13 protein-coding genes are annotated in these 14,990 nt (G+C 53.4%); 2 read left to right on the forward strand and 11 right to left on the reverse strand.

What is annotated here, in order from left to right:
- Positions 1–234: 234 nt before the first annotated feature.
- From ntrX to dusB, 5 genes are all read right to left on the reverse strand, one after another.
- The gene (gene ntrX / locus L1I42_RS08440) at positions 235–1,614 is read right to left on the reverse strand and encodes a nitrogen assimilation response regulator NtrX (protein WP_236114031.1); all 1,380 of its coding nucleotides are present in this window, start codon (positions 1,612–1,614) and stop codon (positions 235–237) included.
- Entirely contained in the window at positions 1,614–3,923 is a 2,310-nt protein-coding gene (locus L1I42_RS08445; RefSeq protein WP_236114032.1) for a sensor histidine kinase NtrY-like, read from the reverse strand. The genes ntrX and L1I42_RS08445 overlap by 1 nt, the downstream gene beginning before the upstream one ends.
- 145 nt (positions 3,924–4,068) lie before the next feature.
- Entirely contained in the window at positions 4,069–5,526 is a 1,458-nt protein-coding gene (gene ntrC / locus L1I42_RS08450) for a nitrogen regulation protein NR(I) (protein ID WP_236114033.1), read from the reverse strand.
- The gene (locus L1I42_RS08455; protein WP_236114034.1) at positions 5,523–6,632 is read right to left on the reverse strand and encodes a two-component system sensor histidine kinase NtrB; all 1,110 of its coding nucleotides are present in this window, start codon (positions 6,630–6,632) and stop codon (positions 5,523–5,525) included. Before L1I42_RS08455 ends, ntrC begins: the two co-directional genes overlap by 4 nt.
- The gene (gene dusB / locus L1I42_RS08460; protein ID WP_236114035.1) at positions 6,629–7,630 is read right to left on the reverse strand and encodes a tRNA dihydrouridine synthase DusB; all 1,002 of its coding nucleotides are present in this window, start codon (positions 7,628–7,630) and stop codon (positions 6,629–6,631) included. Before dusB ends, L1I42_RS08455 begins: the two co-directional genes overlap by 4 nt.
- Positions 7,631–7,821: 191 nt before the next feature.
- On the opposite strand from dusB, the gene L1I42_RS08465 reads away from it, so the two are divergent.
- Positions 7,822–9,015, forward strand: a complete 1,194-nt coding sequence (locus L1I42_RS08465) for a bifunctional 2-C-methyl-D-erythritol 4-phosphate cytidylyltransferase/2-C-methyl-D-erythritol 2,4-cyclodiphosphate synthase (RefSeq protein ID WP_236114036.1) — start codon at positions 7,822–7,824, stop codon at positions 9,013–9,015.
- Between the two features lie 3 nt (positions 9,016–9,018).
- Positions 9,019–9,522 carry a CinA family protein gene (locus tag L1I42_RS08470; RefSeq protein ID WP_236114037.1) on the forward strand — a complete coding sequence of 168 codons (504 nt, stop codon included), beginning with the start codon at positions 9,019–9,021 and terminating at the stop codon, positions 9,520–9,522.
- Here L1I42_RS08470 and L1I42_RS08475 read toward each other — a convergent pair.
- From L1I42_RS08475 to L1I42_RS08500, 6 genes are read right to left on the reverse strand one after another with little or no spacing between them, the layout of a single operon-like run.
- On the reverse strand, positions 9,510–9,947 hold the full coding sequence (locus tag L1I42_RS08475; RefSeq protein ID WP_236114038.1) for a type II toxin-antitoxin system RatA family toxin: 438 nt from the start codon (positions 9,945–9,947) through the stop codon (positions 9,510–9,512). The genes L1I42_RS08470 and L1I42_RS08475 overlap by 13 nt on opposite strands.
- 8 nt (positions 9,948–9,955) lie before the next feature.
- A complete protein-coding gene (gene lipA, locus L1I42_RS08480) occupies positions 9,956–10,912 on the reverse strand; it encodes a lipoyl synthase (protein ID WP_236114039.1) in 957 nt (318 codons plus the stop codon).
- Between the two features lie 48 nt (positions 10,913–10,960).
- The gene (lpdA, locus tag L1I42_RS08485) at positions 10,961–12,412 is read right to left on the reverse strand and encodes a dihydrolipoyl dehydrogenase (RefSeq protein WP_236114040.1); all 1,452 of its coding nucleotides are present in this window, start codon (positions 12,410–12,412) and stop codon (positions 10,961–10,963) included.
- 24 nt (positions 12,413–12,436) lie between these two features.
- On the reverse strand, positions 12,437–13,075 hold the full coding sequence (locus L1I42_RS08490; protein WP_236114041.1) for an SGNH/GDSL hydrolase family protein: 639 nt from the start codon (positions 13,073–13,075) through the stop codon (positions 12,437–12,439).
- Positions 13,076–13,600, reverse strand: a complete 525-nt coding sequence (locus tag L1I42_RS08495) for a hypothetical protein (protein WP_236114042.1) — start codon at positions 13,598–13,600, stop codon at positions 13,076–13,078.
- Between the two features lie 21 nt (positions 13,601–13,621).
- On the reverse strand, positions 13,622–14,980 hold the full coding sequence (locus L1I42_RS08500; protein ID WP_236114043.1) for a pyruvate dehydrogenase complex dihydrolipoamide acetyltransferase: 1,359 nt from the start codon (positions 14,978–14,980) through the stop codon (positions 13,622–13,624).
- Positions 14,981–14,990 lie beyond the last annotated feature (10 nt).

The raw sequence follows: 14,990 nt of genomic DNA on the forward strand, positions 1-14,990 counted from the left end.
GACGAGAAATGCAAGGAAAAGACTGCAGAGCGGGGTATATACCCCGGTCAAAGTCTTTGACGCAGCAGTTCGACTTCAGATCGAACGTTGCCTAAGGTTGCCCACGGATCGGACTAATTTGCACGGGCTGCTGCGTCGTAATCCCTTGAAAGGCAATAGCCTTCCTGCGGGCTTGCTCCTTGCATCCGCACAAATTCGCGCCGACCATTTCAGTCAATTTAATCGGTCCTGACCCTAGAGCCCCAGCGATTTAAGCTTGCGATGCAAGGCACTGCGTTCCATGCCCACAAATTCGGCTGTTTTTGAAATATTGCCGCCAAACCGCTCAATTTGCGCGGTCAGATATTGTCGTTCAAACACTTCACGCGCTTCACGCAAGGGCAACGACATCAAATGGGCGCTCGATTCGTCGTCACCCACCGTCGGCAATACCTCACCAATATCATTGGGCAGCATGTCGGCCGTAATCTCGCCATTCTCTGGCAAACTGTCGCGATGCAGAATAATCAGTCGCTCCAACGAATTGCGCAACTGCCTTGCGTTGCCAGGCCATTCCTGGGCTTGCAACACGGCCATCGCATCATCTGCCACCTTGAGCTTTTTGATATTGTGATTATCCGCGATGAGATAGAGCAACTGCATCACCAGCGGCGGAATGTCTTCCCGACGCTCTTTCAGCGCCGGTACATTAAGCGGGATCACGGCTAAGCGATGAAATAGGTCGCTGCGGAACCGCTGGCCCTCAACCATCTGCTTGATGTTGGATGAGCAGGAGGACACGACACGCACATCCACCTTCACATCCTGTTCGCCATTCACCCGTTGAAACTTGTTCTCCACCAGGGCGCGCAACAAATTGGTCTGAATCTCCGGCGGCAAAAACTCAATTTCCGACAGGAACAAAGTGCCGCCGTGCGCCCGCTCGAACGCGCCGCTGACAATAGTCTTGCCGCCATCGCTCAGCACTTCTTTGCCAAATAAAACTTCGGCCATCTCATCAATATTGAGCATGGCAAGTTTGACTTCGATAAAGGGCGCGTCAGCGCGGTGCGATTGATCATGCAATTGGCGGGCACAAAGCCCCTTCCCTGTGCCTGCCGGGCCGGCGAAAAACACACGGCTGTTGGTGGGCGCACAACGCTCTATTTGGCTTCTGATATTCGACAGAACAGAAGATTCGCCAACCAATTGTGCATGGGCAACGCCAGACCGTTTGCGCAGGTCCTGCACTTCCGATTTCAGACGATCCGTTTCCATGGCGCGCTTGGCCACAAGCAGTAAACGGTCCATCTTGAAAGGCTTTTCGATATAATCATAGGCTCCACGACGAATGGCGGACACGGCAGTCTCCACATTGCCATGGCCCGAAATCATCACCACGGGCAAGTCACTGTGCCGTTCCATCAGCGCGTCAAGCAGCTGCAACCCGTCGAGGCGCGACCCCTGCATCCAAATGTCAAGAAAGACCAGATTGGGCCGACGACTTTCGATTGCCTGCAACGCCGAATCCGCATCATGAGCTATTCGCGTGTCATACCCTTCATCCTCAAGAATGCCCGCAATCAGCTCGCGAATATCCTCCTCATCGTCCACGATGAGCACATCCAGTGCCATTAGGCTGTCCCCTTCACATCTTGGTCAATCGGTGCTGCCGCACCAATCGTGTGTGGTTTGTTCTCTTCTTTTTCTGGCGAGTTTGTGGCAATTGCCAAGCTATGCTCGCCTTTTTGCGTTTTGGGCAGCGTGAAAGCAAACACGGCGCCCACGCGACCCTGCTCATCCGGGTCGGCATCAAACAGCTCCACCCGGCCATTGTGCTGCTCTACAATCTTAGAAACGATAGCCAAGCCCAACCCTGTGCCCTTATCACGGGTGGTATTGTAGGGCTCCAGCAGGCGAAGGCGATTCTCTTTTGGCCAACCCTTGCCATTGTCACTGACAGTCACCTGAAACTCATCCCCCAAATCTTGAATACCGACCTTGATCATGGGAAGATCGATTTTGGCGAGATCAACCTCAATAGCTTCCGCCGCATTTTTAATCAGGTTGGTGAGGACTTGAGACATCAGCCGGTCATCATATTGCGCTGCCAAATTGCCATCGGGAATATCGGTATGAAGCGCAATCTCTGGGTGACGAACCCCTTCGGTAAAAATTGCCTGTCGCACTGTCTCACCCAAGTCATTGTGTTCAAAACTTGCGGATGGCATGCGCGCAAAGGTGGAAAACTCGTCAACCATCCGGCCGATATCGCCCACCTGCCGCACAATTGTGGTGGTGCATTTGTCGAACACCTCATAATCATCCGATAATTTGTCCTTATAGCGTCGACGCAATCGTTCAGCAGAAAGCTGAATTGGCGTAAGCGGGTTTTTGATCTCGTGGGCAATCCGCCGGGCCACATCGGCCCAAACGCTTGTGCGCTGCGCCGCGATCAAGTCAGAAATATCGTCAAGGGTGATCACGTAGCCTTTAGAACTATCAACAGTGCCCTCACGTGTGATCCGGACTTGATATGTCCGTTCTTCGCCCTGCCGGTTCTTCAACACAATCTGTTCTTGAATTTGGCCGGTCTTATCCGTCTGCGCCTCGTCAAAAATCTCGCCCAATTCCATCGCAACATCATGCAATGATACGCCGATAAGGTCTTTTTCATCGGCCTCAAATATATCGGCAGCCCGCCCGTTCACGATCGTCAAGTGGCCCTTTGGATCCAGCCCGATAATTCCCGCAGACACCCCCTCCAGAACCGCCTCGGTAAATTGTCGCCGCTGATCAATCGTTTCATTTGCGGAAATCAACGCCCCATGCTGGGCCGAAAGCTGCGACGTCATGCGATTGAACCGCGTCGACAAATCACGCATATCACCGGTTGTGCCGCGCGTGGGTACCCGCACATTCAAGTCACCCGCCGAAACACGGTTTGACGCGATCATCAGATTTCGAATGGGGGCCACCAGCCTGTTGGCCAGATAAATACCTACCCAAACTGCCGCGAGCAGCACCACAATCGCCAAGCCGATATACATGATGGCAAAAGTGATCTGAAAAACCAGCCGATTGGATTCATATTCGCGATATTCAGTCACGTTCTGCTCGGTAAGGCGCATATATTCGAGCACTTCTGCTTCCACGCCGCGGGCGACAAACAGATAATGATCGGGATAATTCTCCAACTTGATCACGCCCCCGACAAAAGAAAATTTTTCGCCCGGGCGCAAAAGCTCGATTCTATTTTCACCGACGCCTGCAAGCAAATCCTCGGGCAGTTTGGGCGGCGTACCTGCTGTACTGATTTGCGCCTTTTCGACAATCTCCATCTCGCCGTTCAACACATAAACAAATGGCAAAGAGCGGATTTGAGCTAAAGTTGTCAGGATACGGACAAAGTTTGGGCGATTTTCGTCGAACATATCCGCAACTCGCTCCAGTTCACCAGAAATGCCAATAATATCGTTCCGCAAAACGTTGGCATGTTCCTGCAGATAGGATTGAGCAACCTGGTTTGAACTCTCGACCATGGCCCGCGAACGCTCAGAAAACCAATGGTCGAGACCTTGGTTAAGGGCGAAACTGGCGATCAACGCCACGATAAAGGCAGGCACTGCAGCCGCCAGGGCAAACATGCCCACAAGCCGCACATGCAAGCCGGAGCCAGCCTGCTTCGACACGCGCGCCCGGATCAACATAAATCCTTCGGTGATCAGCAATGCAATCACAAGCACAACCAAAAGCGCATTAATCAGCCAGATGATGGCCCATACGCTTGGTTCGGGCTCGATTGAGGTGGCCCCCGTTAGAATCATGAAGGAAGTGACCGCACTGACCACAGACGCCAGCACCAGCACAACGCCAAAAATGCGCAGGGCTCGGTTTTGCCGCAAAGACAATTGCTTGATTTTCGGCTGGGCGGATTCGTTCACAAAAGCGACCTAAGCGTTACAAAAGGAGCAATAGTTCGAACACGCAATAGCTGACTAATGCGTTCAAACTGTGACATATTTATCAACAGCTTGGCCTATATGCGCAAGTGAAGCAAGGCTCTTGTGGCAAAAATGTTACAGGCGGTTAACGACTCTGGTTGGATTTGTTTATTTGAATGTCGTGATTTTGCAGCTTCTTGCGCAAGGTGTTCCGGTTCAAGCCGAGTAAATCTGATGCGCGAATCTGATTTCCATTACAATAGTTTAGCGTCATTTCCAAAAGTGGAACTTCAATTTCATCAATCAAACGCTGGTAAAGTCCATTTTCGGGTAAGTCCGGTTGTGCCTTTGCAAATACGCCCATCAAATAGCGCTCAACCATTCCGCCCAAATCATCGCTATTGTCACCATTGGCGCGAACTGGCGGCGCATTTTCGCCAACGCTCAGTTCCTGGCGCACAGTTTCAGCCGAGATCACCTCGTCTGGATAAAGCGCCACAAACCGCTGAACCAGATTCTCCAGTTCCCGCACATTGCCGGGCCAATCATGCTGACGCAGAACGTCCAGTGCTTCTTTTTCGAATGCTTTGACCGGTTCATCCTTTTCGGCAAACTTTTGGGCAAAATGTTGCGCGAGATCGGCCACATCGTCGCGGCGTTCGCGCAATGCAGGCATGTGCAATTGCACCACGTTGAGTCGATAATAGAGATCCTCGCGGAAAAGCCCCTGCCGGATCATTTGCTGCAAATCCCGGTGAGTCGCCGCAACAATGCGGACATCAGTCTCAATCGTGTCGCGTCCACCCACACGGGTGAACTCACCCTCTTGCAGCACGCGCAGCAGTCGCGTTTGGGCAGCCATGGGCATGTCACCGATCTCGTCAAGAAACAGGGTGCCGCCCGCCGCCCGCTCAAAATGACCGATCGAACGCCCATGCGCGCCGGTAAAGGCGCCCTTCTCGTGCCCGAACAGCTCAGACTCGATCAGATCCTGCGGGATCGCCGCCATATTGATGGCGTTGAATGGCCCACCCTTGCGCTTACCAAAATCATGCAGCGCGCGAGCCACAACTTCCTTACCGGTGCCGCTTTCGCCCGAAATCATCACAGTGAGATCTGTCTGGATTAACCGCGCCATCGTGCGATAAACTTCCTGCATCGGGCCAGAACGCCCCACCAGCGGCATTTCTTCATCCTTGGGCGCGTTGGCGGCGACGTCCTTTTTCTTTTGGCTATCGCGCTCGGCAAGTGCCTTTGCCACCGTGGCGGTAAGTTCGGATAGATCGAAGGGTTTGGGCAAATATTCAAAGGCCCCGGCCTCGCTGGCGCGCACCGCGGTCATAAAGGTGTTTTGCGCGCTCATCACGATAATCGGCAGATCGGGCCGCGCTTTCTTGATGCGCGGCAACAAATCGAATGCGCTGCCATCAGGCATCATCACATCGGTGATCAGCAAGTCACCATCACCGCGAGCAATATGGTTCCACATGGTCGATAGGTTGCTCATGGGGAACACTTCATAGTCGGCGCGGGTTAGCGCCTGGCTCAACACCATGCGAATGGATGCATCGTCATCCGCCACCAAAATTGTGCGTTCGCTCATGTCTTTTTCCCTTTATTGCCGCGTTTGGGTTTCGCCACGGGCAACAAGGTGCGCATAATCGTGCGCCCGCTATGGCTGTCCGCATCCACAATGCCCCCGTGTCCGCCAACTAATTTGGCCACCAGAGCGAGCCCCAGCCCACCACCAGTTTGTTTTGAGGTGACAAAAGGATCAAAAATGTGCGGCAATATATCTTCCGGTATGCCGCCGCCATTGTCCTCGACACAAATCTCTAGGGGTAATGACATGCGATTGCCCGATCCCGGCACCCCGATTGAAATGCCTGGCCGATAGGCTGTGCGCACCACAATTTCCCCATTTTCCTGCCCCCCAAGCGCTTCAGCGGCGTTCTTGAACAGGTTGAGGTAGATTTGAACAAGTTGGTCCCAATTGCCCAAAACCGGCGGTAAGGATGGATCAAAATGCTTGGAAATGGTCATGCCCTTGGCAAAGCCATTTTGTGCGATCAGCTCCACATGGTTGAGCACCTCGTGGATATTGACCGAACTGAACTCCGGCTGACGTTCGTCACCAAACGCCTCCATACGATCCACCAGCTTGACGATCCGCGCCACTTCTTCTTGCACAAGTCGCGCCAATGGCTGGTCTTTTTCTTCCGCTGATTGTTCCAGCAATTGTGCCGCACCTTTAATGCCCGAGAGCGGATTTTTGATCTCATGCGCCAGCATGGCGGCCAACCCGATGACAGACCTCGCGGCGCCTCTGGCGGTCAATTGTTTGTCGATCTTATCTGCCATCGTACGTTCAATCAGCGTCAGAACCGTCAGGCTGGCATCATTGGTCATGGGAGTGGCGTGGGCGTCCACCAGCCGCTCTTCCGGCATGTTGATATTGGCAATCGGAATGCGATGCTCGCGCGATCCAGCGTCGCGGCCACGCACCCGATCCAGCAAATTGAGCAAGGGCGAAGATGGAGCCACCAAATCGTCAACTTGCTGCCGTTTCAATCGGCTTTCTGAGGTGGAAAAAAAGTCCTGTGCCGCATAATTGGCCATGACGATCTTGTTGTCTGCATCGCAAATCAGAATCGGGTGGGCAATGGCTTGAAAAGCGGCATGGGCCAACTCAATTGATGTGGGGCTCATGCGGCTTTCACCTCAATCTGTTCAAATATCTGCGTTAAAAGAGCTGGAATATCGGCGCTGGAGGCTGCAGTCAGAAGCTGTTTGCGCAACGCGGTATCAATTTGCGCGCCCTCCTCAATCAATGCATCGAGATACCAGCCCAAATGTTTGCGCGCGCAACGAACGCCCAGATGTTCGCCATATTCGTCGATCATCATTGCATAGTGCTCGAGGATTAGATCAAGGCGGTCTTGCCCCGCGGGCGCGGGCTGAGGTGTTCTTCCGGCCAGCGCGTCACCGATTTGTCCCACAAGCCAAGGCCGCCCCTGGGCACCTCGGCCGATCATCACCGCTTGTGCGCCGGACTCGGCCAGCGCTTTCCGTGCTGCGTTCAGATCGATAATATCGCCATTCACCACCACGGGCACGGAAACCGCGTCGACAACATCACGGATCGGCGCCCAACGCGCCTGCCCTTTGTAAAATTGCTGACGCGTGCGGCCATGGACGGTCACCATCTGCACGCCACACGACTCTGCAGCTTTGGCCAACTGCGGCGCATTCAAATTGTCATCATTCCATCCAAGCCGCATTTTCAGGGTAACGGGCTGGCGCGTTGCGCCAACGACGGCCTCAATAATTTCAACTGCCTTATCCGGCACCCGCATTAAGGCAGACCCGGCATATCCGTTGGTGACCCTTTTGCTCGGGCATCCCATATTAATGTCGATAATATCCGCGCCAGCATCTTCGGCGATCCGCGCGCCCTCGGCCAACCAATGCGGCTCACACCCGGCCAATTGCACGATATGGGGCAATTTTTCTGGCCGCCCCAACCGGCGCGCCATGTCTTTATGACCGTTTGTCAGCGCCGCACTAGCGATCATCTCCGAGACCACCATGCCCGCGCCAAACCGGGCGGCAATCGTGCGAAAGCTCTTGTCCGTTATGCCGGACAAGGGGGCCAGGAAGGCGTTGTTCGGCAAAATGTGTTTGCCAATTTGGATGGGTGACGGCATGGGCGCTCATTTTTTAAGCAATGGTCAATTCTGCTTATTTTGTAGACAAAATTTGGTGATTTTGCAACCAATTTGCTGAATTTTCGATCAATTAAGACCCGAGATTGTAAAGAACAGGTCCGCGGCTGAGCTATCTCTTGCCATAAAATCCCGTCCCCGCTAAACCCGGAACAGATTACGCAGGATGAATTATGACCCGCCAAAACCAAAAGATTGCCGTTATCATTGTTGCCGCAGGCGCGGGGCGTCGTATGGGCACCGATGTGGCGCGCCCAAAGCAATATCAGCCAGTGGCGGGTGTGCCACTGCTCACCCGCACCGTCAACGCTTTTTTGCAAGCGGAAACGGTGGATATTATCCTGCCCGTGATCAGTCCCGATCATCATCATTTTTATGAGGCATTGGGGTTGGGCGACAAACGCCTGTTGTCCCCCGCCCTCGGCGGTGCCGAGCGTCAACAATCTGTGTTGGCGGGACTGGATGCCCTGTCGGCCACCACCTCACCGCCGGATATTGTTTTGATCCACGACGCAGCGCGCCCGTTTGTGTCCAACGAGCTGATTGATGCAACCATTGATGCCGCTATCACTTCAGGGGGTGCTATACCAGCCTTACAAGTGACGGACACGCTCAAGCAAGCCGACAAGGATCAAACAATCCAGCGGACACTGGATCGGACCATCCATCATCTGGCGCAGACCCCTCAGGCCTTTCGCTTTGCCGAGATTTACGCTGCCCATCAGCAGGCGGCCAAGACAGACCAGCTGTTTACCGATGATGCTTCCATCGCTGAATGGGCCGGCATGAATGTGAAGATTGTGCCAGGAACACCGGAAAATTATAAAATTACCATAGCTCAGGATGTGGAGCGTGCAGAGATGACCTTGATCCCGAGAATGGAAACCCGCGTCGGCACCGGGTTCGATGTGCATGCCTTTGAGACGGGTGACCATGTCACGCTGGGTGGCATTCAAATCCCCCACACGGCGAAACTTAAGGGCCACTCAGATGCCGATGTGGCGCTACACACCCTCACCGACGCACTCTATGGCGCCATGGCCGATGGTGACATCGGTCAGCATTTTCCACCCAGTGACATGGAGTGGCATCAGGCGGATTCCGCCATCTTTCTTGAGCATGCGGTCTCTCGACTGAAAGAGAGAGCTGGCCGTTTGGTGCATTTGGATTTGACACTGATCTGTGAAGCCCCCAAAGTCGGGCCGCATTGCGAAGAAATGCGACAACGCATCGCGCAGATTGCTGATGTTTCAATGTCTCGTGTTTCCGTGAAGGCCACAACAACGGAAAAACTCGGGTTCACGGGCCGCAAGGAAGGTATTGCGGCTCAAGCGGCGGTCACCATTGAGGTGCCAGTAAAGGATTAGATGATGCTTGAAGATGATGTGCTGCACCTTGCGCAAATCACCATTGAGCAATTAATTGCCAAACAAGCCACAATCGCTACAGCCGAAAGCTGCACCGGCGGACTGATTGCCGGTGCGCTCACCTCAGTGCCGGGCTCTTCCGAAGCTGTTTTTGGTGGGTATGTGACGTATTCCAATGAAGCGAAAACCCAAATGTTGGGCGTGCCCGTCCATTTGCTTGAGGATGTGGGCGCGGTCTCAAAGGAAGTGGCTTGCGCCATGGCTGAAGGAGCGCAGCGGATTTCGGGTGCCACAATTTCGGTGGCGGTCACTGGCATAGCAGGGCCAGGCGGTGGTTCACCGGAAAAGCCGGTGGGCTTAGTTCATTTTGCCTGCGCCGACGAAGATGGTTCGTGCCATATCGTGCGCAATTTTAAGGAAATGGAGCGCGACGAAGTGCGCGAAGAAACGGTACGCGTTGCCCTCACCTTGGTGCTGGCGCGGCTCGATCAGCGTCACTTGCCGTAAAGTTCGCCTGCCCGGCGCACAAAGGCATCCATGATTTCTTCCTGCTTTGTGGCGAACAAAGGCTCCGCCACCGCAGCAATCAGGCGGTTGGAGAGTTTAAAATCCACCTTGAATTGAATGTGGGTGCCTTCACCTTCCGGCAAAAACAGCCATTCCGACTCCAGGTGCGAAAAAGGGCCATCCACGGCGGTCGCCCGAATGCGCTTGTTTTGTCGATCTAGCTCAACCCGGCTCTCATAATCCTGAGAGATAGGCCCAAAGCTTATGCCCATCCGGGCATAGCAACTGGTGTCCGTCGGTCCGGGCCGCACATGCATATTGGAGCAATTGGGCACAAAAGTCGGATAGCCGCGCAGATCTGCCACCAGATCAAACATTTGTTCCGGCGTATAGGACACATGCCGTTCGAACGCGATCTTGGTCATAAATCAGCTTACTTTTTGGCATCCCGCGCTTTGCGCAGCTTTTCAAAATCGTCGCCTGCATGGTGCGAAGAGCGCGTCAAGGGTGAGGAAGAGACCATCAAGAAGCCCTTGGTATATGCGATCCGCTCAAATGCCTTAAACTCGTCTGGCGTGACGAAACGGTCAATTTTGTGATGCTTCTTGGTGGGCTGCAAATATTGCCCGATGGTCAAAAAGTCCACATCGGCAACCCGCAGATCATCCATCAATTGCAGCACTTCATTCCGTTCTTCACCCAAGCCAACCATGATGCCGGATTTGGTGAACATTTGCGGATCAATCTCTTTCACCTTTTGCAACAAGCGAATGGAGTGGAAATAGCGCGCCCCGGGCCGAACCGTCAGATAGTTGGACGGCACCGTCTCCAGATTATGGTTGAACACGTCTGGTTTCGCCGCCACCACAGTTTCCAACGCACCGTCTTTGCGCAAAAAGTCGGGCGTCAAAATCTCGATTGTGGTTTTTGGCGATGCCTCGCGCACGGCCTGAATCACATCCACAAAATGCTGCGCACCGCCATCTTCCAAATCGTCCCGGTCGACTGAGGTGATCACCACATGGTTTAGATCCAGCATTTTGACGGTATTGGCCACATTTTCCGGCTCTTTCGGGTCAAGCGCGGTCGGCAGGCCTGTGCGGACATTGCAAAAGGCGCAAGCACGGGTGCAGATTTCACCCATAATCATCATGGTGGCGTGCTTCTTGTCCCAACATTCGCCAATATTGGGGCAACCCGCCTCCTCACAAACCGTGACAATAGAATTGTCTTTCACGATCTTGCGGGTCTCATTATAGCCTTTGGACCCTGGTGCCTTCACCCGAATCCAATCCGGTTTGCGCAACACCTCATTGTCTGGTCTGTGTGCCTTTTCCGGGTGCCGCACATCGGCTTTGCCCCGTTTGGTGTTGTCCAGCAATGTAACCATGATAAATCCTTAAACCCGTTTGGCCTTCTTGGGACCGTTGTTCATGCCCTATATATTGAGGGCGCGATCATAGGCGTCAAGTACGCTCTCTTTCATCATTTCGGACAATGTGGGATGTGGGAAGATCGTATGCATCAATTCTTCCTCGGTGGTTTCAAGGTTCATCGCCACCACAAAGCCCTGAATAAGCTCGGTTACTTCCGCACCCACCATATGGGCGCCCAGCAACTCCCCGCTCTTGGCATCAAACACTGTTTTCACCAAACCATCAGGTTCGCCCAGCGCAATCGCCTTGCCATTGCCCACAAAGGGGAAGCGGCCGACGCGGATTTCCCGTCCGGTCTTTTTCGCTTGTTCTTCCGTCAAACCGACAGAAGCTACCTGTGGCTCGCAATAGGTGCAGCCCGGGATTTTGTTGTCGTCCATCGGATGGACATCCATGCCGGCGATTTTTTCAACACACAGCACGCCTTCGTGCTCTGCCTTGTGGGCCAGCATCGGTGGGCCGGCCACGTCACCAATGGCGTAAACGCCATCCACGTTGGTTTTGCAGAAGCCGTCAGTGACGATAAAGCCTTTTTCGGTCTTCACGCCCACTTCATCGAGACCAATGTTCTCAACGTTCGCTTGCACGCCCACGGCTGAAATCAGCTTCTCGGCTTCGATTTTTTCCTTGCGGCCATCCTTCAGCTCGATATGCGCCGTTACGCCGCCTTTGCCGTTCTCAACCTTGGCCACCTTTGCTTCGGTCAAAATCTTGATTCCGCGTTTCTCAAAGCGCTTGCGGGCATGGGCAGAGATTTCTTTGTCTTCAACCGGCATGATCTGAGGCAGCAGCTCCACCACAGTCACTTCTGCGCCCATGGAAGCATAGAAGCTGGCAAACTCAATGCCGATCGCCCCAGAGCCCATCACCAACAACGATTTTGGCATTTCGTCGGGCACCAGCGCTTCGAAATAGGTCCAGATATTTTTGCCATCCGGCTCAATGCCCGGCAGAATGCGCGGCCGCGCACCGGTTGCAACGATAATATGCTTGGCTTTGTAGGTCCCGTGCGGCAATACACCTTTTGGCGCGGGCACAGCAGGTTCCATTGCCGTTTTACTGGAGGGGCCAACTTCAACTTCGCCGCCCTTTTTCAACTTGGCTTCGCCCCAGATGATGTCGATCTTGTTCTTCTTCATCAAGAAGGACACGCCATTATTCATCCGCGCCGCGATCTGGCGTGAACGCTTCACGACATCTGAAATTTCAAAATCAAACTCGGTTGCTTTAAGGCCATAGTCTTTGGCGTGGCCCATATGCGAATAAATCTCCGCACTGCGCAGCAAGGCTTTGGTCGGGATACATCCCCAGTTCGAACAAATGCCGGCCATATGCTCACGTTCAACCACGCCAACCTTCATACCAAGTTGTGACGCGCGAATAGCGGCGACATAACCGCCTGGCCCACCGCCGATAACGATCAGATCATATTGATTAGCCGTTTGATTTGCCATGCATATTGCCTTTCATCAAAGCTCTTAAGAGGCCAAAATATCGCTGACCGCGGGGATCAACGCCTTGCCCAGTTTTTTTGTATTTTCTTGATCTAGGTGAAACCCGTCCATCGGATCCGGGCTCACATGTTTCGCCGCATCAAAAAAGGAAACATCATTTTCTTCCGCCACCAACCGATAGGCATCGGCATATTGACGGGACAGCGGCACCGCGCCCTGCATCACATGATTTGCAAATCTGTCGCCCCCGCGCTCAGTAAGTGGCGGCGAGACAACCAAAATTTGCGGCACTTTGTGGTTGGCTTTGTAGGGAAATGTTTTGACGATTGAAATCAAACGGCCAATCCCGGCTGCAGACCCTGCTGCGTTGCCGCAAATATGGGGCCGCATATCGTTTGTACCCAGCATCATGATCACCAGATCAAGTGGCTCATGTGTGGCCAAAACACTCGGCAGCATCTTGGCGCCATTGCGCTCTGAAGCTGCCGAATAATCGTCAAACACAGTCGTGCGGCCATTCAGGCCTTCAGCGAGCATTTGCACAGGCATTTTCAGGCCATCGGCCAAAACACTTGGCCAACGCGCCTCAAACGGATGCCGCGTCTGTGTCGCCGCATCATATCCCCATGTCAATGAATCGCCAAAGGCGAGAATGTTTTTCATCTACATACCCAATCTATCGGCGATATCTTGCAAGTCTCGTGAATGAGACCGGACGACCTTGGGTACAGCTGCACCCGCTCGTAAGTTGAATACGTTGCCCTTGGCACGATAGTAAATGTTTTTACCAAAATACTTGATCACGCCGCAAAGCCCCAATTCGCGATGGTTGGCAAAATCCATGCAAATAAGATTGCCAACTTTTTCATCTTTGGCTTTGCCGATCCACCATTTGCCAGCGTGTACCTTCTCTTCTCTTTTCGCCCAAACCAAAATTTTGCCGTTTGGAGCAAAGTAGGCCACTACGGTGCCACCAAAGGGGAAAGCATCTTTGCCTCGTCGTGCTGTACCCTTCATGCGTTTAAACGTAAATGTGTGATTGGAAATCTCTCCAAACGCGGATTTGGGGTCAGCATAACTGATTTCACGAGTTTCCCTTGAGGAAACCCGTTCAGCATTAATGTCTTTTGCTGCTGCCGAAAATGGCAGCAGCGCTATTGCAAAAAATATAATTAAAAAGCGTTTCATAAATCCTCTGAATAATTGCTTTTAGGCCAACATCATCACCGGATTTTCAATCAACGATTTGAACACGCCCAGCACTTCTGCCCCTAGCGCCCCGTCAACTGACCGGTGGTCACAAGACAAGGTCACCGTCATAAAGTTGCCAACGGTAATCTCGCCATTTTCCACAACGACCCGTTCTTCGCCCGCGCCGATGGCCAAAATGGTGCCATGTGGTGGGTTGATCACAGCGGAAAAATGCTTAATGCCGAACATGCCCAAATTGGAAACCGCTGTGGAGCCGCCTTGATATTCATGCGGGGCCAGCTTTTTCGATTTGGCACGTTTGGCAAAATCCTTCACTTCTTCAGAAATCTGCCGCAAGCTCTTTTGTTCAGCCTTCTTCACCACAGGGGTGAACAAGCCGCCAGGCACCGCCACGGCAACCGCCACATCAGAATGGTGGTGCAACAGCGTGCTTTCGCCAGCCCAAGTGGCATTCGCGGTTGGGATTTGCTGCAAGGCAATCGCCCAGGCCTTCACGATAAAATCATTCACAGAAAGCTTATATTCCGGCTTGCCGTTCTCATCCTTCTTGGCTTGCGCATTAATATTGGCGCGGGCTTCCAAAAGATTGTCCAGCTTGCAGTCCATGTTCAAATAGAAGTGCGGCACAGTCTGCTTTGCTTCTGTCAAACGGGCAGCAATGGTCTTGCGCATGCCATCATTCGGCACCGCATCATAAGTGCCGTCTTCATAAAGCGCAGTCACCTGCGCGTCTGACATGCCGGTGGCCAATTTGGCCCCCTGCTGGGCGGCGGCTGGTGCGGCTTGCTGCGGCACGCCTTCTTCCAAGGCTTTTTCGATATCCCGCTTCACGACCCGACCTTTTGGGCCTGATCCGCTCAATGCGCTGATATCAATGCTGTTTTCTTTCGCGAGGCGACGGGCAAGCGGCGAGGCAAACTGACGATTGCCGTCTTTTTTCGGCGCAGGTGCCTTCTCGGCTTTAGGCTCAGGCTTTGTCTCTTCCTTCGGCGCAGGTTTCTCGTCAGCCTTGGCCTCAGATTTTTCCGCAGACTTCTCTTCGGACTTCGCCTTTTCCTTCTTTTCCGAAGGCGCATCGGCACCAACATCAGAAGGAATATCGTCAGCGCTTTCGCCTTCTTCCAGCAACACTGCAATCACGCTATTGACCTTGACGTTTTGAGCGCCTTCCTCAACGAGGATCTTGCCCACAGTCCCTTCGTCAATGCTTTCCACTTCCATGGTCGCCTTGTCGGTCTCTATTTCAGCGATCACATCGCCTGCTGCGACGCTATCGCCTTCCTTGACCATCCATTTCGCCAAATTGCCCTCTTCCATGGTGGGCGAAAGTGCGGGCATCGTAATATTGATTGTCATCCCTGATTAC

Origin of the sequence: Maritalea mediterranea, assembly GCF_021568695.1 — a bacterium.
GTDB lineage: Bacteria > Pseudomonadota > Alphaproteobacteria > Rhizobiales > Devosiaceae > Maritalea > Maritalea mediterranea.

What these genes read in the sequence shown, in the direction of transcription:
- ntrX (WP_236114031.1), bottom strand. Translation starts at nt 1,614, where the DNA reads ATGGCACTGGATGTGCTCATCGTGGACGATGAGGAGGATATTCGCGAG.
- ntrC (WP_236114033.1), bottom strand. Translation starts at nt 5,526, where the DNA reads ATGAGCGAACGCACAATTTTGGTGGCGGATGACGATGCATCCATTCGC.
- L1I42_RS08455 (WP_236114034.1), bottom strand. Translation starts at nt 6,632, where the DNA reads ATGAGCCCCACATCAATTGAGTTGGCCCATGCCGCTTTTCAAGCCATT.
- dusB (WP_236114035.1), bottom strand. Translation starts at nt 7,630, where the DNA reads ATGCCGTCACCCATCCAAATTGGCAAACACATTTTGCCGAACAACGCC.
- L1I42_RS08465 (WP_236114036.1), top strand. Translation starts at nt 7,822, where the DNA reads ATGACCCGCCAAAACCAAAAGATTGCCGTTATCATTGTTGCCGCAGGC.
- L1I42_RS08470 (WP_236114037.1), top strand. Translation starts at nt 9,019, where the DNA reads ATGCTTGAAGATGATGTGCTGCACCTTGCGCAAATCACCATTGAGCAA.
- L1I42_RS08475 (WP_236114038.1), bottom strand. Translation starts at nt 9,947, where the DNA reads ATGACCAAGATCGCGTTCGAACGGCATGTGTCCTATACGCCGGAACAA.
- lipA (WP_236114039.1), bottom strand. Translation starts at nt 10,912, where the DNA reads ATGGTTACATTGCTGGACAACACCAAACGGGGCAAAGCCGATGTGCGG.
- lpdA (WP_236114040.1), bottom strand. Translation starts at nt 12,412, where the DNA reads ATGGCAAATCAAACGGCTAATCAATATGATCTGATCGTTATCGGCGGT.
- L1I42_RS08490 (WP_236114041.1), bottom strand. Translation starts at nt 13,075, where the DNA reads ATGAAAAACATTCTCGCCTTTGGCGATTCATTGACATGGGGATATGAT.
- L1I42_RS08495 (WP_236114042.1), bottom strand. Translation starts at nt 13,600, where the DNA reads ATGAAACGCTTTTTAATTATATTTTTTGCAATAGCGCTGCTGCCATTT.
- L1I42_RS08500 (WP_236114043.1), bottom strand. Translation starts at nt 14,980, where the DNA reads ATGACAATCAATATTACGATGCCCGCACTTTCGCCCACCATGGAAGAG.